Source organism: Methylophilus glucosoxydans, from assembly GCF_042676145.1.
Lineage (GTDB): Bacteria > Pseudomonadota > Gammaproteobacteria > Burkholderiales > Methylophilaceae > Methylophilus > Methylophilus glucosoxydans.
The window spans coordinates 335,677-356,293 of sequence record NZ_JBHTJW010000002.1; the positions used below are offsets into that span (position 1 = coordinate 335,677).

General features: G+C 52.2%; 14 protein-coding genes. 7 read left to right on the forward strand and 7 right to left on the reverse strand.

From position 1 onward, the window contains the following. Window positions 1-15: 15 nt before the first annotated feature. A complete protein-coding gene (locus ACFQ1T_RS04105; RefSeq protein ID WP_194748951.1) occupies window positions 16-375 on the forward strand; it encodes a DUF4186 domain-containing protein in 360 nt (119 codons plus the stop codon). 137 nt (window positions 376-512) lie between these two features. After that, window positions 513-1,094, forward strand: a complete 582-nt coding sequence (locus ACFQ1T_RS04110; RefSeq protein ID WP_379074140.1) for a hypothetical protein — start codon at window positions 513-515, stop codon at window positions 1,092-1,094. A gap of 512 nt (window positions 1,095-1,606) precedes the next feature. Here ACFQ1T_RS04110 and ACFQ1T_RS04115 read toward each other — a convergent pair. The 6 genes from ACFQ1T_RS04115 to ACFQ1T_RS04140 all read right to left on the reverse strand — a co-directional run bounded on the left by ACFQ1T_RS04115 (window position 1,607) and on the right by ACFQ1T_RS04140 (window position 9,224). Then, complete coding sequence (locus ACFQ1T_RS04115) at window positions 1,607-3,046, reverse strand: TolC family protein (protein ID WP_228518856.1); 1,440 nt, start codon at window positions 3,044-3,046, stop codon at window positions 1,607-1,609. Next, window positions 3,036-6,224, reverse strand: a complete 3,189-nt coding sequence (locus tag ACFQ1T_RS04120) for an efflux RND transporter permease subunit (protein ID WP_379074143.1) — start codon at window positions 6,222-6,224, stop codon at window positions 3,036-3,038. The genes ACFQ1T_RS04115 and ACFQ1T_RS04120 overlap by 11 nt, the downstream gene beginning before the upstream one ends. 21 nt (window positions 6,225-6,245) lie before the next feature. Beyond that, on the reverse strand, window positions 6,246-7,328 hold the full coding sequence (locus ACFQ1T_RS04125) for an efflux RND transporter periplasmic adaptor subunit (protein ID WP_275357881.1): 1,083 nt from the start codon (window positions 7,326-7,328) through the stop codon (window positions 6,246-6,248). A 219-nt stretch (window positions 7,329-7,547) separates the two neighbouring features. Then, window positions 7,548-7,883, reverse strand: a complete 336-nt coding sequence (locus ACFQ1T_RS04130) for a hypothetical protein (protein ID WP_313984976.1) — start codon at window positions 7,881-7,883, stop codon at window positions 7,548-7,550. Between the two features lie 239 nt (window positions 7,884-8,122). Further along, on the reverse strand, window positions 8,123-8,863 hold the full coding sequence (locus ACFQ1T_RS04135; RefSeq protein ID WP_194748946.1) for an LrgB family protein: 741 nt from the start codon (window positions 8,861-8,863) through the stop codon (window positions 8,123-8,125). Next, entirely contained in the window at window positions 8,856-9,224 is a 369-nt protein-coding gene (locus ACFQ1T_RS04140; protein ID WP_194748945.1) for a CidA/LrgA family protein, read from the reverse strand. The genes ACFQ1T_RS04135 and ACFQ1T_RS04140 overlap by 8 nt, the downstream gene beginning before the upstream one ends. 215 nt (window positions 9,225-9,439) lie before the next feature. Between ACFQ1T_RS04140 and metH the strand changes: the two genes are divergently transcribed. Next, on the forward strand, window positions 9,440-13,228 hold the full coding sequence (gene metH, locus ACFQ1T_RS04145; protein WP_379074148.1) for a methionine synthase: 3,789 nt from the start codon (window positions 9,440-9,442) through the stop codon (window positions 13,226-13,228). A gap of 1,125 nt (window positions 13,229-14,353) precedes the next feature. Here metH and waaA read toward each other — a convergent pair. After that, window positions 14,354-15,619, reverse strand: coding sequence for a lipid IV(A) 3-deoxy-D-manno-octulosonic acid transferase (waaA, locus tag ACFQ1T_RS04150; RefSeq protein WP_379076855.1), 1,266 nt, complete (start codon window positions 15,617-15,619; stop codon window positions 14,354-14,356). Between the two features lie 414 nt (window positions 15,620-16,033). Here waaA and ACFQ1T_RS04155 point away from each other — a divergent pair, with 414 nt between their 5' ends. The 4 genes from ACFQ1T_RS04155 to ACFQ1T_RS04170 all read left to right on the forward strand — a co-directional run bounded on the left by ACFQ1T_RS04155 (window position 16,034) and on the right by ACFQ1T_RS04170 (window position 20,585). Continuing rightward, on the forward strand, window positions 16,034-18,199 hold the full coding sequence (locus ACFQ1T_RS04155) for an adenosylcobalamin-dependent ribonucleoside-diphosphate reductase (RefSeq protein ID WP_379074150.1): 2,166 nt from the start codon (window positions 16,034-16,036) through the stop codon (window positions 18,197-18,199). A 202-nt stretch (window positions 18,200-18,401) separates the two neighbouring features. Then, a complete protein-coding gene (locus ACFQ1T_RS04160; protein WP_018986866.1) occupies window positions 18,402-19,094 on the forward strand; it encodes a TSCPD domain-containing protein in 693 nt (230 codons plus the stop codon). A 125-nt stretch (window positions 19,095-19,219) separates the two neighbouring features. Continuing rightward, a complete protein-coding gene (locus ACFQ1T_RS04165) occupies window positions 19,220-19,462 on the forward strand; it encodes a cyclodeaminase/cyclohydrolase family protein (RefSeq protein WP_379074153.1) in 243 nt (80 codons plus the stop codon). A gap of 121 nt (window positions 19,463-19,583) precedes the next feature. After that, complete coding sequence (locus ACFQ1T_RS04170; RefSeq protein ID WP_379074156.1) at window positions 19,584-20,585, forward strand: hypothetical protein; 1,002 nt, start codon at window positions 19,584-19,586, stop codon at window positions 20,583-20,585. Window positions 20,586-20,617: the final 32 nt, after the last annotated feature.

The window sequence follows — 20,617 nt, forward strand, 5'->3', positions numbered from 1 at the left end:
TGTGGTGTGTAGGCCATGCGCGATCTCGAAGCCTTGTTTCAAGCCCTGCAACGCTCCGATTTTCGCGCACGGTTCAAATTAAACCCTAAAGACCAGCACTATTTGCAACAAAAAGGGTTGGCGGTGGTGCTAGACCATGCAGAAAAATTTATTGCCGAGCGGCTGGCCCCGGCTACTCCGGCCAATGATGGTCAGCAAACGCCGATGCGCGGACATCCGGTGTTTGTCGCGCAACATGCTACCGCTACATGTTGCCGGGGATGTTTATCCAAATGGCACCAGATTCCTGCTGGCCGAGCGCTGACCCTGGAGGAACAGGCGTATCTGGTGGTGGTGATTGAGCATTGGCTGGCGGCAAACTTACAGCAAGCTTAATTTGGAACCGTCTTTGCGAACATTCGGGCTGCATCAATATCAATCATTCAGGCAAATCGGTTAAGATGTTGCGCGTGGGTGGGCGGTGGCGAGGGCCATTACTGCCTCTATCTTTAGTTAGTGGAGCGTGTGTTGCAATGAATAAAAAAATGATGCGGATTGTCACCCTTGCCATAGCGGTAATTGCGTTTGCCTGGGGGATTTATGAGATACAGATTCCGCACAAGATGGTGGCTATGGCCGCATTTGCCTTGACGCTGATGGCGCTGGCGGTGAATTATTTTGGCATTGAGGTGTTTGAGAAGCAGCATCGTGGCCTTTCCCTGGGCATGCTGATTTTTCTGTTTGGCTTTTATGCGGTCATGAATGAATACAAGCCTGCCGGTACGATATTGACTGTGGACCAAACCCGCTATGAAGTCGGCGCGCAGTTGATGGAAGTCGATGGCAGTTCGGCTTGCGGCAGCCTGAGCGATGCGCGCGAGGCTTTGCGTGAAGCGGCCAAGAGCTGTTTCGCGTTGTCTAAGGACAAGCGCGTCATGTGGTTTGGCAACAAATCAGTCCCGCCGCGCAAACCAGCAGATTTTGGTTTGACCGTGCCAGCCAGCCAGCAACCTTTGGACGGTTGTGCAGCTTGGGTCGCCGTCATCAACCAGCAATGCCCGACCTATTTGGGCGCACTGGACCAGCGCTCGCTGGATAACCTGCTCGGCAAATAAGCCCCATTCTAATAACTTGCCCGTGGCTAGCCTGTTTGGTTAGGCACGGGTGAGTGCTTGTCAGCCTCACGCAATATACGGCGCATCTCTTCACGACTCCTCCCTCCGGCGCTCTGCCACAGCGCTCGTTGCGCACACGACTGTTTAAACAGGGATGCCTTCATCCTGCAGCAAGGGTATTTGCTATGGGGAGGGTCGCTTTTGTGCGGATTGGGTGAGTGGTGTTTACTCGTTATTCAACTTAGGCTGTGTGCCATATGTGTCGCTAAGGCAGCACATGTGCCAGTAGCGCGTTGTGTAGCCTACTTGCGTGCCGAGGTCGATTGAGTGCTCTCAAGCATTGCTACGCTCTGGTGGTCTAGGTGAATTAGACAAAAGGGATGGTTGGAGGCGCGGGAATGGATGTTGCAGGGCAGCAAAAACAAAGGGATTCCATTTTTCGGAATCCCTTTGTTTTGTCAGATCGCCTGCTTTAGACTGGGCGATCTGCTTAGGCTTGGTTTGGGTAACGCTTAACGCCAGCCACCGCCCAAAGAGCGATAGAGATTGATCATGGCAGACATCTGTTGCTGCTTGGTGTCTATCAACTCCATTTTGGCATCCAGCGCATCACGTTGCGTCAGCAGCACTTCACCGTAATCCGCGCGGGCATTTTTAAACAGCTGGTTGGCCACGTCAATCGACTGCGTCAACTGGTTAACCTGGTCGGTTTTCAGGCTGAAGTTTTTGCTCAGGTTATCGACGTTGGCAATTTGATTCGCCACTTCCATATAAGCATTGATGATGGTTTGCTCATACTCGTAAGCTTTTTCAATTTGCGAGGCACTGGCATTTTTATACTCGGCAATGATCGCGTTCCGGTTGATCAATGGCCCCATCAAGCCCGCGCCCAGTGAAGCGCCCAGTGCATCTGGGATATTCAGCAAATACTGCGGCTTGAAGGCCTGAAACCCCAGTCCGGCGTTCATGGTGAACGAGGGATAGAAGTTGGCTCTGGCCACGTCAATATTCAGCTTGGCCGCTGCGAGTTCGAGCTCGGAGCGACGGATATCCGGGCGGTTGGCCAGCATTTGTGAAGGCAGGCCAGTCTCGACTGCTTTAGGCTGTAGTTCCATGAAGCCATCGCTGTTGCGTGCAATTGGTTGCGAGGTGCGACCCAGCAGCATATTGATGCGGTTCTCAGCCTCGGTAATTTGCTGCTTGATCACGTACTGCTTGCTCTGGTTCTTTTTCACTTCGGCTTCAAACCGTTTGACCGCAAGTGAGGTTGAGCGCGCGTATTTCTGCAGTTCACGAATCACATTGAGCGCATTCTGCTGAATCTCAATGTTTTTTTGCAGCGTCAGCAACTGGTTATCCAGCGCGACCAGCTCGTAGTAGCTGTTGGCCACCTCAGCCACCAAATTGGTGACCAGGAAGCTTTTGCCTTCTGTGGTCGCCATGTAGTCGAGCACGGCAACTTGTTGTGCATTGCGCAGTTTGTGCCAGATGTCGACTTCCCAGGAGGCTACCAGCCCAAACTGGTAGTCGCCAAGAAAGGTCGGGAAGGATTGATTATGAATCTTGAGGCCATCTTCGACCGCACCCAGCCGGGTAAACTTGCTGGTTTTTTCATAATTGATGCCACCACCGGCATTCACAAAAGGCAGATAAGCACCGCGTCTAGCCTGAATTTCGTTCTGCGCCATCGAGATACGCTGCGCCATCATCTGGATCTCTTTATTGTTGGCCACGGCCGTATCAATCAGAGAGACCAGATTCTGGTCCTGGAAGAACTCTTTCCAGCTCACACTGGCACTGCTTTGTGTGTCGGCCGCGGCCGCTTTACCACTATATTGCGCGGGTAAGGCGGTGTCGGCCTCCTTGGTCATGATGTTGGGGATCGCACAGGACTGCAGCATGGCTGCAACTGCACCGCTTACCAGCCAATACAGATATTTATTAGTGGTCATGTTCGTCTTCTTCTTCATGTCTGTTGTACTCGTAGGACTCAGTCAGTGGGTTCTGATCTTCCTTGCGGATCAGCGTTTTACCGTCCGCCAAGCTGGCGAATATATAGTAAAGGCCAGGAATCACGACCACACCAAAGAGCGTCCCGAATAACATGCCGCCCAAGGCCGAGGTACCGATGGTCCGGTTACCAATCGCACCGGCCCCGGTCGCGACCGTCAATGGAATCAGGCCGGCAATAAAGGCAAACGAGGTCATCAGGATTGGTCTGAAACGTGCTTTTGCCCCGGCGATGGCGGCTTCTTTGATAGAGGCACCTTTTTCACGCGCTTGTACCGCAAACTCTACAATCAGCACTGCGTTCTTACCAAGCAAGCCCACCAGCATGATCAAGCCAATCTGCGCATACACGTCATTGGCCAACCCGGCCATTTTCAGCAACAGGAAGCTACCGAAAATACCAACTGGCAACGACAGCATGACCGCAAACGGAATAATGAAGCTTTCATATTGTGCGGCCAGCACCATGTAAACGAATACCAGCACCACCATGAAAATAATGATGTTTTCATTGCCACGGCGTTCTTCGTCAAAGCTCAAGCCTTCCCAGCCCACTGAGTAGCCTTTAGGCAGAGATTTAGCGGCTTCTTTGATGGCATTGATTGCAGAGGCGGTGGTGTAGCCTTCAGCAGGCTCGGCACGCAGCGCTGCAGAGTTAAACAGGTTGTAACGGGTAATTTCGTTAGGACCCTGTTGTTTCTTCATCGTCATAAAGGCTGAGTAAGGCACCATCTCGCCATCTTCATTGCGTACATAGTAGTTCAGGATGTCGCTAGGGAAGCGGCGGAACTCAGGTGCAGCCTGGGTATACACCCGGAAGTAGTAGTTAAAGCGGATGAATGCCAGCTCAAAGGTACTGCCCACCAGCACGTCGAGGTTGTCCATCGCATCGGCAATCGTGACTTTTTTCTGCATGGCACGTTGCGGATCAATGATCAAGTCGTACTGTGGATAGTTGGCCGCATAGAAGGTAAACAAACCGGTTAATTCTTTGCGTTTTGCCAGGGCCTTCATGAAGTCTTTGTTGATGTCATCAAACTTCTGGTAATCCAGCGAGCCGGTTTTATCCAACAAGCGGAAGGCCAGACCTGACGCGGTACCATAACCAGGCACTGCAGGCGGTTCAAAGTATTCAATCCGCGCGCCAAAGTTTTCGGTGGCTTTTTCGAGCAACTTGAGTACGTCAGCCACGGTCTCTTTACGTTCCTCCCAGTCCTTGAGGTTGATAATACAAGTACCCGCGTTAGAACCGCGCCCTTCGGTCAGCACCTCGTAACCCGCCAAGGCGGTCACAGACTGCACTGCAGGAATTTTCTTCGCTACTTTTTGCAGCTCTTGAGACACCTGATAGGTGGTTTCCAGTGTTGAGCCTGGAGGGGTCTGGATAATTGCATAAATCATGCCCTGGTCTTCACCGGGAATGAAGCCCTCTGGAATGATTTTAACAATCGAAACAATCCCGAAAGAGAACAGCCCAATCACCAGAAAGGTGATCGTGCGCTGAGTCACCAGTTTTTCAAGGAAGGCCGTGTAATAATCAGTCACCTTGTCAAAGCCCTTGTTGAATATATCCAAAAACAGGTTGATCGGGTTACGGCTTCTGGGCTGGCCATGCGTATTCTTCAAGATCATCGCGCACAGCACGGGGGTCAGGGTCAGCGCAATAATGCCTGACAACACGATGGAGGACGCCATGGTGATCGCAAACTGGCGGTAGAACACACCCACCGGACCTGGCAGGAAGGTGATCGGCACAAATACCGAGGTCATCAGCAAGGTGATCGCGACCACCGCGCCGCCGATTTCACCCAATACACGTTGTACCGCGGCGTAAGGGCCGACATGGTCAGAAGCCATTTTGGCGTGCACCGCTTCCACCACCACAATCGCATCGTCCACGACCACCCCGATCGCCAGCACCATGGCAAACAGCGTAATCAGGTTGATACTCAAGCCGAACGAGCTCATCACGGCAAACGCCCCGATCAGCGAGATGGGCACCGCGATCAACGGAATCAGGGTAGAGCGCCAGTCACCGAGGAAAATGAACACCACCAGCGATACCAGCACAAACGCTTCAACCAGCGTATGCAAGACCTTGTGGATAGAAGCATCTACAAAGCGTGACACGTCGTAGTTGATTTCATAGGTCATGCCAGCCGGGAAGGTGGGTTTGAGCTCTTCCAGCGTTTTCTTGACGTTTTCAATCACTTCTTTCGCGTTGGTGTTGTAGTTTTGCTTCAACACAATCGAGGCAGAAGGATAACCGTCTTTGTTGGAGTAAATGTCGTAGAACTCACTGCCCAGCATGACTTTGGCAATGTCTTTCAGGCGCAGAATCTCACCTGAGGGGGTGGAGCGGATCACAATATTTTCATATTGCTCAGGCTTTTCATAGCGGCTGGCGCTATACACCAGGGTGTATTCTTTAGCTTGCGCCTGCAGGCCCGAGCTTTGCCCCAAACGGCCGGGACGACCAATCAAACTCTGGTTGGACATCGCATCCATGACTTCTTTGGAAGACACGTTGTAAGCCCGCATGCGGTCCGGGTTTAAATACACCCGCATGGCATATTGGCGGCTACCCAAAATCTGCGCCCAGGCAATGCCGTTCACGCGCTGGATTTCAGGAATCACGTTAATTTGCGAGTAGTTGTAGAGGAATTTCTGGTCCGCGTTTTTATCGGTACTGTACATGTTCACGTACATCAACATGCTAGGCTGTACCTTGTTCAGGATCACCCCTTCCAGTTGTACCAGCTGTGGCAGACGGTTTATGACCTGGTCCAGCCTGACCTTGGTGTTGACCATCGCTTCGTTCGGGTCTACCCCCTGGTCAAAATAGACCTGGATGGTGGCTTCACCCGCACTGGTCGCGTCGGACACGATGTATTTCATGCCGGGCACACCGTTAATGGCGCGCTCCAGTGTAATCAGTGACGACTGCACCAGCACGCTGGCGCTGGAGCCAGGATAAGCCAGGAAGATCAATACGCGCGGTGGCGCAATGTCTGGAAACTGCTCGACCGGCAGACTTTTAATGGACAAGAAGCCAGTAAACGTCAGGAGCAGGGACAGTACGATGGCCAGTACTGGGCGTTTGAGGAATATGTTAAGCATATGTGTTCACCTGATGTTTCGTTATTCTGCGTACAGCTTCAGTTCAGGAACAACCTTGTCGGGTGTTTTAAAGTCCTCAATGATCTTGTCACCTTTGGTGACGCGGCGCAGGCCTTCAATCAACACATGATCGGTGTCTTGCAGGCCGCTCTCGATGATGGACATGTCTTGAATGTCAGCCGCCACTTTAACCAGTCGTTGTTCCAGTTTGTGATCCTTGCCCACCACGAACACATACTGCTGGTCGAGAATTTCAAAAATCGCTTTTTGTGGAATCAGCATGGCGTTTTTGTAAGGGATATCCATCATGATGTTACCGGTCTCGCCATGACGTAACAGACGCTCAGGGTTCATGAAGCCCGCCCGGAACTCGATGTTACCGGTTTTGTTGTCAAAGTCGGCTTCGATGGTTTCGATGACCCCCTGTTGATTAAACACCTGGCCATTGGCCATGCGCAGATGCACCTTGACCTGCTTTTCATCTTCATGACGGGCTTTAAAGTCCAGATACTCGGATTCTGGCACGTTAAAGTAGACCCACATTTTGCTGATGTCAGACAGTGTGGTCAGCAAGTCACCCTCTTGCATCAGGCTACCTTTCCGCACAAACAGGTGGTCCATGATGCCGTCAAACGGGGCATTGATGTCGGTAAAGTTCAAGTGTGTCTGATGCAGGTTCACTTCAGCCAGCGCCTTGTCGAGTTTGGCTTTGGCAATCGCCAGCTCGTTTAGCGACACAACATTTTTTTCGGCCAGCGCCTTGGTGTTTTCGTATTCAATCTGAATGGCATTGGCCTCAGCCTTGGCGCGCATCAATTCCGCCTGGTAGATATTTGGCATGATCTTGAACATGGGCTGGCCAGCTTTGACATATTTGCCTTCGTCGACAAAGATATCCTGCAAATAGCCACGCTCCAGCGCGCGCATTTCAATATGCCGGATGGCATGGATCTGGCAGACATACTCTTTAATCAGCGTGGTGTCTTTGCGCATCGGGGTGGTGACTTCCAGTTTGGGAAGCTCTTCCTTGGGCGCTTCTTCTTTATGACAAGCGCCTAGCAGGGAGCCAAGCAAGCCTAAAACGATTAAGTGCTGTTTCATCATAAGTGTGTTCTTATCTTAATTAAATTGAAGAGGAATACTGGTTAAACAGCCATCTGGCATCTTGTAGGCGTATGCCGCCAGGGAATGTTCACCCACCGTTGGACTCTGGGCGCCAGTACCATGTCACCGGGCATGATGCAGGACAGGGTGGGCGCATCGGTTACAAACACTATCAACTTGAATCGGGGAGTAACAGCATGCGCATGGGCACAGAGTGTCCTAAACAGATGCGGGGGGAGCCCGTGAGTGCAGGTGGCGAACCACCGTGCGGTGTTTGATCAGGCGCTGACGTGGCAAAGCCAGTAGCGCAAACGGAATCACGCAGGCAATGACGAAGCTTGCGGGCAGGTTAATCAAAGGCAATAATGAGGGAAACGGCGATTCACCATCGGCGGAAGGTTCGCTAATCTCGGCAATCCGCACGCGCACCACATCATCACGGTAGCTGGAGTGGTCAGAGAACTCTGCCACCAGGGCCACCCCGAGCACAGCCAGCAGCACTGTGACGACCCACAGTCTGAGCTTGTATGCGGCTGTATTCAGAGGTTTATCCATATATCAGTGAATGGCTATCATCAATAGTTGTTAGTATGGGGTGTATGTTTACGGTTTATTGCTGTGATAAGGCACTGTTTTCACTGGCTAATCGTTTTGATCAGCCAGGTGACGCTTTCACACATTGATCGCCGTAAATGGGATTTACAATGCTTACATTAAACCCTTTTACGTTTGGAATGACAATACGATTTTGCGCCAAGTTCGGCCAAAATGGCCGTTTGTAAGCTGGGTGTCAGCTAGAAGCCCAAATGTGGCCGTAAATAGGTCAATACGATGGGCAGGCCGATGGCACTGATCACGCCATTGAGCCCCATCGCCATGCTGGCAAACACCCCGGCTTCTTCATTGACACTAAACGCGCGTGTAATGCCCAGACCATGCGCGCCCACCCCAATCGCCGTGCCGCGTATCCACCACTGCTGAACTTTGACCGCATTGAGGATATACGGGGCCAGAATCGCCCCCAGCATGCCGGTGATCACGGTAAACACCGCCGTCAGCGTCGGCGACACGTTCAGGCGCTCGGCAATGCCCATGGCAATTGGCGCCGTCACCGATTTGGCATACATGCTGCCCACAATGTTGTCGGTCGCGCCCATCAGCTTGGCAATGGCCACCGCGCTGGCAATAGACACCGTACTGCCCACGGTGAGCGCCACCCAGATATGAAAAATCTTGCCTTGCATGCGCTTGAAGCCGTTGTAAATCGGCACTGCCAGGGCGACGGTGGCCGTGCCCAGCAAAAAGTGCACAAATTGCGCCCCTTCAAAGTATTTTTCATACGGCATGTCCAGCAGGTCTATGGTCAGGCAGGTGAGCAGCACCGAAATGGCGACCGGGTTGACCAGCGGATGACGCTTGGCGCGCACATACAACAGGTAGCCGAGCTGATAACTGGCCAACGTAATAATCAGCGCAAACAGTGGGTCACCCGACAGGTAGACCCAAATTTCGGCAATTGGCAGGCGCTTACTCATGGCGGTGCCCCTTATTGCGCTTGAGTGAAACATACCAGAATAGTTTTAGCACAATGGCGGTGACGGCGATGGTCAGAATCACGCTCACCAGCAGGGCGGTGCCTACCGCCAGGGCGTGTGTTTGCAGCTCAGGCAGAAACAGCAGCACGCCGACCGAGGCGGGTACAAATAACAATCCCAGATGCTGGCGGAAACTGTCGGCCACCAGGCCGAGGTCGGCATTCACCTGCCCACGGGCACATAAAAACACCAGCAAGAGCAGCAGGCCTAGCACCGGTCCGGGGATGCCGGGTAAAAAGAATTTACTGAGCAGTTCGCCCAGCCCCTGCCATAAAAAAAGTTGTACCAAGCCTGAAATCATCTGTGAATCCGTTTGTCTGTGTGGTCCCTGCGTGATGGATAAAGCCATACGCCCTTGAATCAGCGCTATGTTAAATGCATTTTTTTATTTCGCCTATCCGGTTTAGGCGAGCTCGGGATTTCCACCCAATGCTCCAGATTACGCCTTGCGCCGACAGGCAAGGAGCCGCCTTGTGCTTGTGATAAAATATTACTTTTGTTTTCAAGTTGATACGCATGACGCAACTGCCGGTTTCCGCGACTGAACAATGGCTCCGTGAGGCGCTTTCCCAACGCATCCTGATTCTGGATGGTGCCATGGGTACCATGATCCAGCGCTACAAGTTGACCGAGGCCGATTACCGTGGCGAGCGCTTCAAGGATTTTCAGGGCCCGGCAGGCGAACGCGAGCTGTTTGTCAAAGGCAACAACGAGCTGCTGACCCTCACGCAACCGCAGGTGATCCAGGAAATCCACGAGCAATACCTGGCCGCGGGCGCCGACATCATTGAAACCAACACCTTTGGTGCCACCAGCGTCGCGCAAGACGATTACCATATGGCGCATCTGGTGTACGAGATGAACGTCGAAGCGGCCAAGCTGGCCAAGGCCGCCTGCGTCAAATACAGCACGCAGGACAAGCCACGTTTTGTCGCGGGCGCCCTGGGGCCCACGCCCAAAACCGCTTCGATTTCACCCGACGTGAACGACCCCGCGGCCCGTAACGTCAGCTTTGACCAGCTGGTGACCTCTTACCTGGAGCAAATTCGTGGCCTGGTCGAAGGCGGGGCAGATATCCTCATGGTGGAAACCATTTTTGATACGCTTAACTGCAAGGCCGCACTGTTTGCCATCGACAGTTTTTTTGAAGAACAGGGCAAGACCTGGCCGATCATGATCTCGGGCACCGTGACTGATGCATCTGGCCGTATCCTCTCCGGCCAGACCGTCACTGCCTTCTGGCATTCGGTACGCCACGCCAAACCGCTGACCGTCGGCCTCAACTGTGCACTGGGTGCGACCCTGATGCGCCCGTATGCCGAAGAGCTGAGCAAGGTCGCCGATACCTTTGTCTGTATCTACCCGAATGCGGGCCTGCCCAACCCGATGTCTGATACCGGCTTTGATGAGACGCCCGACATCACCGCCAGCCTGGTCAAAGAGTTTGCACAAAGCGGCTTTATCAATATTGCCGGTGGCTGCTGCGGGACCACACCACCGCATATCAACGCCATTTATAACGCGATTAAAGACCTGCCACCACGCCAGGTGCCAACCTTACCGGTGACGACCAAGCTGTCAGGCCTGGAACCGTTTGTGATTGATGAGCAATCGCTGTTTGTGAACGTGGGTGAGCGTACCAATGTGACGGGTTCCAAAGCGTTTGCACGCATGATCATCAACGAGCAATACGAAGAAGCGCTCAGCGTGGCGCGCCAACAGGTGGAAAACGGCGCCCAGGTCATTGATATCAACATGGACGAAGGCATGCTGGATGCGGTCAAGGCCATGACGCATTTCCTCAACCTGGTCGCCTCCGAGCCGGACATTGCCCGCGTGCCCATCATGATCGACTCCTCCAAATGGAGCGTGATTGAGGCTGGCCTCAAGTGTGTGCAGGGCAAAGCCATCGTCAATTCCATCTCAATGAAAGAAGGCGAAGCCGAGTTTTTGCGCCAGGCCAAATTGTGCCGCCGCTACGGCGCTTCCGTCATCGTCATGGCGTTTGACGAAAAAGGCCAGGCTGATACTTTTGAACGCAAAATCGAAATCTGTAAACGCGCTTATGATTTGTTAGTGAGCACTGGCTTTCCGCCTGAAGATATTATTTTCGACCCCAATATCTTCGCCATTGCCACCGGCATTGAAGAACACAACAACTACGCGGTGGACTTTATCGAGGCCACACGCTGGATCAAGCAGAACCTGCCATATGCACGTATCTCCGGCGGCGTGTCTAATGTGAGCTTCAGCTTCCGCGGCAATGAGCCTGCGCGTGAAGCCATTCATACCGTGTTCCTCTACCATGCGATTAAAGCAGGCATGACCATGGGCATCGTCAATGCGGGCATGGTCGGTGTCTATGACGATATTGATCCGGAATTGCGTGAGCGCGTCGAAGACGTGGTGCTTAACCGCGTGGTGGACTCTGAGAATCCATTAGCGGCCACTGAACGCATGATTGAGATTGCGGGCACGCTGGTCGCTGGCGGCAAAAAAACCGAAGCGACGCTGGCCTGGCGCGGCACACCTGAGAATCCGGTGCTTGCCACCAAGCGCCTGGAATATGCGCTGGTGCATGGGATTACCGACTTTATCGTCGCCGACACTGAAGAAGTGCGTCAGGACATCATGAGCAAGGGCGGCCGCCCGATTCATGTCATTGAAGGCCCACTCATGGATGGCATGAACGTGGTGGGTGACCTGTTCGGCCAGGGCAAGATGTTCCTGCCGCAAGTGGTGAAATCCGCGCGCGTCATGAAATCCGCCGTGGCGCACCTGATCCCGTTTATTGAAGAAGAAAAAGCCGCTGAAGAGCGCCGTACCGGCATGGTCGCCAAGCCCAAGGGCAAAGTGGTGATTGCCACAGTCAAAGGCGATGTGCACGATATTGGCAAAAACATCGTCTCAGTGGTGTTGCAGTGCAACAACTTCGAGGTGGTGAACATGGGCGTCATGGTGCCCGCCGCTGAAATTCTGGAAATGGCCAAGCGCGAAAACGCTGACATTATCGGTTTATCTGGCCTGATCACACCGTCGCTCGAAGAAATGGCCTATATCGCCAAAGAGATGCAGCGTGACCCGCACTTTGTTGAGCAGCAAACCCCCTTGCTGATTGGCGGTGCGACGACCTCACGTGCGCACACCGCGGTGAAAATTGCGCCCAACTACACCGGCCCGGTCATTTATGTGCCTGATGCCTCACGCTCGGTCAGCGTCATGCAAAACCTGCTCACGCCAGAAACGCGCGGAGCTTACCTGGCCGAGATTCAGGCCGACTATGAAAAAGCCCGCCAGCAGCACGCCAATAAAAAAGGCGTGCCCATGCTAAGCCTGGCTGAAGCACGCGCCAATGCCGCGCAACTCACTTTCACTGGTGACTATGCGCCACTGAAACCCAAGTTTATCGGCCGCCGCGTGTTCAAAAATATCGACCTCGCCCTCATCGCGCAATATATAGACTGGGGCCCCTTCTTCCAAACCTGGGACCTGGCCGGTTTTTACCCCGCGATTTTAAAAGACGAAATCGTCGGCGAAGCCGCCACCAAAGTGTTCGCTGAAGCGCAAATCATGCTCAAACGCATCATCGATGGCCGCTGGCTTAGCGCCAATGGCGTGATCGCCTTGCTGCCTGCCAACCAGGTGAATACGGACGATATCGAAATCTACACCGACGACAGCCGCAGCCAGGTCGCCTTGACCTGGTATGGCATGCGCCAGCAAACGCAAAAACCGGTAATCGACGGTGTTGCCCGCCCCAACCAGTGCATGGCCGACTTTATTGCGCCTAAAGGGGTCGACGATTACATTGGCCTGTTTGCCGTCACCGCGGGTCTGGGCATGGAAAAACGCCTGGCCGAGTTTGAGAAAAACCACGATGACTACAACGCCATCATGTTCAAGTCACTGGCCGACCGTTTGGCTGAAGCTTTTGCCGAATACATGCACGAGCGTGTGCGTACCGATTTCTGGGGCTATGCCGCCGATGAAGACTTGAGCAACGAAGCGCTGATCAAAGAGCAATACCGCGGCATCCGCCCTGCGCCTGGCTACCCGGCCTGCCCGGACCACACCGTGAAGTCCGAGATGTTCAAGGTGTTGCAGGCAGAAGAAATTGACATGCAACTCACCGACAGCTACGCCATGATTCCGGCGGCGGCTGTCAGTGGCTTCTACCTCGCGCACCCTGAGTCGCGCTATTTCAGTGTCGATAAGATTGGCAATGATCAGGTGGAGGATATGGCACAGAGAAGGAATGTGGATAAGGCTTGGTTGGAGAGATGGTTAGCGCCAAATCTGGGCTAGCTGATGTGTGATTGAAAAAGGTGTACTGAAAAGTACGCCTTTTTTGTTGCTTGCTATGGTCGCAAAGCGGTATGCCCTCGCGGAGGATTGGTGTTTATTTGTTAGGTTTTATTTCGCCTCTAGGCGAGTTACTTTCTGTTGCTTGCCCCACAGAAAGTAACCAAAGAGGAGGGCCCCCAGCCATCACGGCCTAAAGGCTCCCTTGATTTCATTACTCGTCAGTCGCGGTTGCAGAACTCAACCTGGCAGCTTACACAAAACGTAAGCTGCTGCGGGATTCAAACAAGCTGCAACCTTATTCCGCCTGCCAAGCAATGAAATCAAGCGTGATGGGATGGGATTCATCTCGCCAAACGCTCACTGTTGAAGCTTGGACCGTTCAAAAACTCAAATTCTTTTTTTAATCCACTAAGGGGGACGCTCATGGTTTTCGGGCCCCTATCTCCCGCGCTGAGTAGCGCAGGAGGTAGGGTGGGCATGCATGCCCACGCGGGTGCTGGGTGATGGTTTGTTACGTACTCTTTCGCCTCTAGGCGAGTTACTTTCTGTTGCTTGCCCCACAGAAAGTAAGCAAAGAGGAGGGCCCCCAGCCATCACGGCCTGACGGCTGCCTTGCGTTGCTCAACAAAATAAGCGGTCACGAAACTCGCCCTGACAAGCCACACACTTCGTGGCTTGTTGCGGAGCTCAGACAGCCGCTCCCTTCTTCCTTACTTTGTTTCCGCTACTCAGCGTGATGAATGGGATTTGTCTCACCAAACGCACAGCGTAGAATTTTGGATGATACAAAAACCAAATTCCTTCTATTCAATAAACAACTGATGGCGCTCATGGGTTTTCGGGCCCCTATTTGCCGCGCCGAGTAGCGCAATCAGCGTGGGAGTATTCGGCCAGCGGCTGTCCGAGTTCCGCGGTGGCTTGCGCACTGTGCAAGCCGCTAGGGCGAGTTTCGCTGGACGCCCACGATGATGAGCAACGCAGGAAACAAGCGGAAGCTAGGGTGTCTTGTTCTTTGCCTTCTTTCTTATGGACAAGCATAAGAAAGAACGGTCGCCTAAAGGCGAAATCAAACGTGATTTGCGTACTGAGAAGCTGCCAGTCTTCTTTTTATATCCGTAAAGAGAACTACTTTTTTAACAATGGCGCTATCGCCATCATCAGTCTTTCCGTTGTCCCTCTATGCTGCAAGGTAAACCCCTTCGCTGCTTCCGCCATCGTACGCACTTTCACTTTATCCGCTGCCAGTGCCGCAATCATCCCATGCAACTCACTTACATCCTTTAGCTGTACCGCCGCATCCGCCATGACCGCCGCTTGCGCCACTTGCTCAAAGTTAAACATATGCGGCCCTAGTATGGTCGGCACGCCCATGGCGGCGGCTTCAATCAGGTTCTGCCCGCCCAGCGGCTGCAGGCTGCCGCCCATCACGGCAAAGTCGCTGGCGGCGTAATAGGTGTACATTTCGCCCATGCTGTTGCCCAGCACGACTTGCACATCGGCAGGCAACGGCTGGACCAGTTCGGTGCGCAACACGTAGCGCAAGCCACGGGCTTTGAGCAGCGCTTCCACCTCGGCAAAGCGTTGTGGATGGCGGGGCACCAGCAGGGTGAGCACATTTAGGCCTTGCACGGCGTCGAGAATCAGCGATTCTTCGCCTTCGCGTGTGCTGGCGGCCATGCATACCGTGCGCTGTGGGCCTAGTTGCTGGCGCAAGGCCGTCCCTTTGTCGGTGCTGTCTGCGGGGGGCGTGACATCAAACTTGAGGTTGCCGCAAATCATCGGCTGGGCGGCGCCCAGGGCGTGCAGGCGTTCGGCATCGGCCTGGGTTTGGGCGGCGATGAGGGTGAGTTGCTGCAAGCCTTGGCGGCTGAGGCTGCCGAGTTTGGCATAGCCGCGTGCGGATTTTTCCGAGAGGCGGGCGCTGAGCAAGGCCATGGGGATGTGCTGGCGGCAGGCCTGGTCAATTAAATGAAACCAGAGCTCGGTTTCCATCAGCACGCCGAATACCGGTTTAAAGTGGGTGAGAAAGCGCCTGGCTGCGCCGGGCGTGTCTACTGGCAGGTAGGCTTGCAGGACACGGCCACTGGCAATCTCGGCGCTGAATAACTGGCTGCTGGTCGCGCGGCCGGTCGGTGTGCCGTGCGTGATCAGCAGCTGGTGTTGCGGATAGGTGCTCAGCAAGGCGTGAATCAGCGGTTGAGTGGCACGTGTTTCACCCACCGAGACACAATGCACCCAGATCAGCGGACTTTGCACCGATTGGCGGTAAAAGCCGTAGCGCTCAGCCACATGCTGGCGGTATTCCGGCTGCTTGAGGCCGCGCCAGAACAGCTTGAGCGGCAGCAGGACGGCGACCACGGTCATGAGCAGGGTATAGACAAATCTAGGCATGGCGCTATTTTCGCATATTTGCCCAACACTGACCTGTTGCGTATTGCCGACACCAGCAAAAGCAGGTGAGTGATGACTCACCTATGCCGTAGCGCCTGTTTCTATCACGCTTAAAAAAATGCAAGATGTTGCACGCAAAAAAGCATCAAAAAAAGCGCAAAAAATCGGTTGACGGCAACTAGCTATAGGCATAAATTATCGCCAGCAACACAAGATATTGTGTTTGGTCAGGGCCCGCACCCATGTCGATGTGCAGGCCGGGCAAGCGGCATAAATACACAACAAAGCTTGTCATACCCTGGCCCCGTTCCAAAACGCATCCCGCCCCAGCCGTTGCCAAGCTTGTGGCGGATGTTTGTTGTAATAACCCTGTTTGTCAAACCAATAAGAATCACCAAGGTGTGGGAGAACTCGATGTTAAAAGCTGTTGAACAAAAGAAAGTCCAGTCAGAAGGCGTTGCCGTGGAGATTCCAGTGCAGCCCGTCTCACTCGATATTTGGGACAAGAAATACCGTCTCAAAACCAAGTCGGGCGAACATGTGGATCAGGACATGGACGATTCTTATCGCCGCGTTGCGCGCGCGCTGGCAGACGTCGAGACCACCGAAGAAAAGAAAAATGAATGGCACGAAAAGTTTTTGTGGGCGTTGCGTCGTGGTGCGATTCCGGCAGGCCGCATTACTTCTAATGCGGGCGCGTTAGAACACAAACCAGCCACCTCTACCATCAACTGCACCGTGTCTGGGGTGATTGCTGACAGCATGGACGATATTTTAGGCAAAGTTCACGAAGCCGGCCTGACGCTCAAAGCTGGTTGCGGTATCGGTTACGAGTTCTCCACCCTGCGTCCAAAAGGCGCGTTTGTGGCTGGCGCGGGTGCTTACACCTCTGGCCCGTTAAGCTTTATGGATATCTACGACAAAATGTGTTTCACCGTGTCCAGCGCCGGTGGCCGCCGTGGCGCGCAAATGGCGACCTTTGATATTTCGCATCCAGACGTGACTGACTTTATCAAGGCCAAGCGTGAAAACGGCCGTTTGCGCCAGTTCAACCTGAGCTGCCTCATCACCAAAGAGTTTATGGAAGCCGTGAAAGCCGATGCCGAATGGCGGTTGGCGTTCCCGGTGACTGAAAAAGAAGCCATTATTGACGGCCTCAACGTCAACGACGAGTCACAAGTGGTGTGGCGCGACTGGCCAATCAAAAACAAATACCTGACTAAAACCGAAGGCCCAGAGGCCGGTAAAGTGGCTTGCCGCATCTACAAAACCATCAAGGCACGCCGTCTGTGGGATGTGATCATGTCTTCCACCTACGACTTTGCCGAGCCTGGCTTTATTTTGATCGACCGCGTCAACGAGATGAACAACAACTGGTTCTGCGAAAACATCCGCGCGACCAACCCCTGTGGTGAGCAACCACTGCCGCCTTATGGCGCCTGCCTGCTGGGCTCAGTCAACCTGACCAAGTTTGTACGCGAACCATTCACTGACAACGCGCATTTTGACTGGGACGAATACCGCGAAGTGGTGGCCGTGTTCACCCGCATGCTCGACAACGTGGTCGAAATCAACGGTTTGCCACTCGAGCAGCAACGCCAGGAAATCGCCCGTAAACGCCGCCACGGCATGGGCTACCTGGGCCTGGGCTCCACACTGACCATGCTCAAAATGAAATACGGTGAAGAAGACTCAGTGAAGTTCACAGAAGAAGTCACCCGCATCATGGCTGAAGTGGGCTGGGAAATCGGCGTGCAACTGGCTGAAGAAAAAGGCCCCGCCCCGATCATGGACGAGAAGTTTGAAGTCACTGCCGATATGCTGCGCGTGCGCCCTGAAATGGCGGCCGATGGCATCAAGGTCGGCCAAAAACTGGCAGGTAAAGTATTGCTGGGTAAATACAGCCGCTACATGCAGCAGTTCCCAGAAGGCCTGCGTAACCAGATCGCCACCAAAGGTGTACGTTTTACACACCACAGCTCTATCGCACCAACGGGTACGATTTCACTGTCATTGGCCAACAACGCCAGCAACGGTATCGAGCCGAGCTTTGCCCACCACTATGCACGTAACGTGATCCGTGAAGGCAAAAAGTCTAAAGAGAAAGTGGACGTATTCAGCTACGAGCTGCTGGCTTACCGCGAACTGGTGAACCCGAACGCCATGCCGTTCAGCGACAAGCCAGAAGAACAATTGCCGGATTACTTCCTCGATTCATCCACCATCATGGCCAAAGCCCATGTCGATATTCAGGCCGCGGCGCAAAAATGGATTGATAGCTCCATCTCCAAGACCATTAACGTGCCCACCGATTACGACTTCGAGGATTTCAAAGACATCTACCTCTACGCGTATGACAAGGGCCTCAAAGGTTGTACTACCTTCCGTTTCAACCCTGAAGCATTCCAGGGCGTGCTGGTGACCGAGAAAGATTTAGAGAGCACCACGTACAAGTTCACGCTGGAAGATGGCACCGAGATTGAAGCCAAAGGTAATGAAGAGATTGAGTACGACGGTGAGATTCACACAGCGGCTAACCTGTTTGATGCGTTTAAAGAAGGATATTACGGCAAATTCTAAATTTAGCCATTTCAAACGACTGCGTTCGTTAATACGTTGTTGCGTTTGAATTTTTAATCCTCATGTACTACTTGTACACTCCGGTTAAAAATCCAAACGCGCCTAGTCTTAACTTCACTCGCTTCGTTTGACTCTGTCTAAATTGCACTATTTTTAATGATTGAATTTATAAAGAACTGATTACTCCAATAGGGAGAACAACATGGCAATTAAGATCGACAAAAAAATCACCGCCTACAAACTGGTGACCGATGAAGACAAAAAAGCAGCCGAGGCCGCAGCAGCGCCTGTCACGAATGTTATCCAAATGGGCGAACCATTAAGCCGCCCAGATATGCTTGTGGGTAACACCTACAAGATCAAAACCCCGGTGACCGAGCACGCGCTCTACATCACCATCAACGACGTCATCATGAACGAAGGCACGCCCCAAGAGCACCGCCGCCCGTTTGAGATTTTCATCAACTCTAAAAACATGGAGCACTTCCAGTGGATCGTCGCGCTGACCCGCGTCATGTCCGCCGTGTTCCGCAAAGGTGGCGATGTCACCTTTTTGGTTGAAGAACTGAAAAGCGTGTTTGAGCCTAGCGGCGGCTACTTCAAAAAAGGCGGCAAGTTTGTGCCCAGCCTGGTGGCCGAAATTGGTGAAGTGGTAGAAAAACACCTGCAAGAAATCGGTATGCTGAAAAAGCCAGGTTTAGACGAACACCAGCAAAAACTGGTAGAAGAGAAAAAAGCGGAATACCTGGAAAAACACGCCAAGTCAGGTGAAGAGTCAAACGATGAAGGTTTCCCAAAAGGTGCACAGCTTTGTAAAAAGTGTAATACCAAAGCAAGCATTCTGATGGATGGATGTATGACTTGCTTGAATTGTGGTGATAGTAAGTGCGGTTAACAAAAAAGGAGCTTAAGCTCCTTTTTTGTTGTGAGGGGCAGCATAAGTTGCAAGTTTGTCCTCATAAGATGCAACTTTTGTCTTCATAAGATGCAGGCTAAAAAACTATTCATTGGGGAGACCATTTGAAACAAGCGGAGCTTATATCTAATGAAGGTATTTTGTTATCGCGTCCAGCAAATCAGCTTTTGAATGACTTTGGTGCGGGGCGAGCTGCTCCAGGGTCAGGTAGTGCGGCAGCTTTACTTAGCCTTTTGTCTGCAAAAATGATTTGCACTGTATGTAATATCAGTTCGAATAAAGAAAAAAATCATTTATTAAGACAGCAATTTCAGTTTATAAAAGACTCTATTGAAAGTGAAATTTGAATCGCCACTAACTTTGTAGACACTGTTCAGCCGATTGATTGAACTGCTTTTCAAAGTTAGTGGCGATTCAGAAACTAAACCAAACCATATGGCATTTTTGTCATGGTTGTAGAGGAGTGCTATGTTTTCTTTGATCGAGTCAAAAAGCGAAATTGAACAAGCCCAAAAATATCTTGAGGCTACCTTCAACTTTGGATTAGAGCGAGAGGTAACAAGAAATATTGGTTATCCAGGAGGTACGACTCGCGGAGACGTCCGCACAGACGAAAAATATTGGTTTTATTCAAATGACTTTTATAACAAGAAAGTTAAAAAATCTAGGCGTTTGAATTGGCTTGGGAAATATAAAACCACCCCTGGTTTGAATATTACTGTCGAGATAAATGTGCCTCATGAAGGGCGAGATGACCGAGTGGCGGGTTTCTTTGCGCGGCATAATATAACCGGAGAAATATACCTTTTTCATTCTGGTAGGGTTGGTGGGGGGAAACGCGGTGTTGGCAAGTCTGCATTCATTGCCTGGAGTAATCAACGTCCAATTGAAGCTTGGGATTCTAAGGGGAAATGCCGAGAAGGTTTGCTGGTAATGCCTATTAAAGGTGAAGCTGCGCTTGAGGCTGCAATACGGTATGTTGATCTTATTGTGGCATTCAAGAAAGCCGTTCGTAATGGTGAAATGGACACTAATGAGTTTAAGCAAAGACTTTATGCCTTAGAAAGCTACTATGCCGAATCCAGAGGCTTAAGAAAGGGATTGAGATCGGCTGAATTTGAGTACATCACTCGTCATGCTGATGTGGTTGATGCTTTGAATACTTGGCGAAAAGAAAATTCAAAGTTACCAAAAGACGCTCGTATCACTAAAAATATCTTAATCGATTTAGGCGTCGCGATAGACCAAAACTTAATAGAGGTTTACGAAGTGAAAATGAGCACGGCCAGGCAGCACATTTATGCAGCTATTGGACAATTGATGGTTCACGGGAAAAATCCTGATTGTAAAAGAATAATCGTACTACCTGAAGGTAAAGCAATCGCCAGTGATATTAATGACGCTTTCAAACGGATGAATATTGATTTGAAGCGTTTTAGATTAACCTCAACGTCTGCAGTCATTATTTGATATAAAAATATAGATGATCAAAGTTTATATTT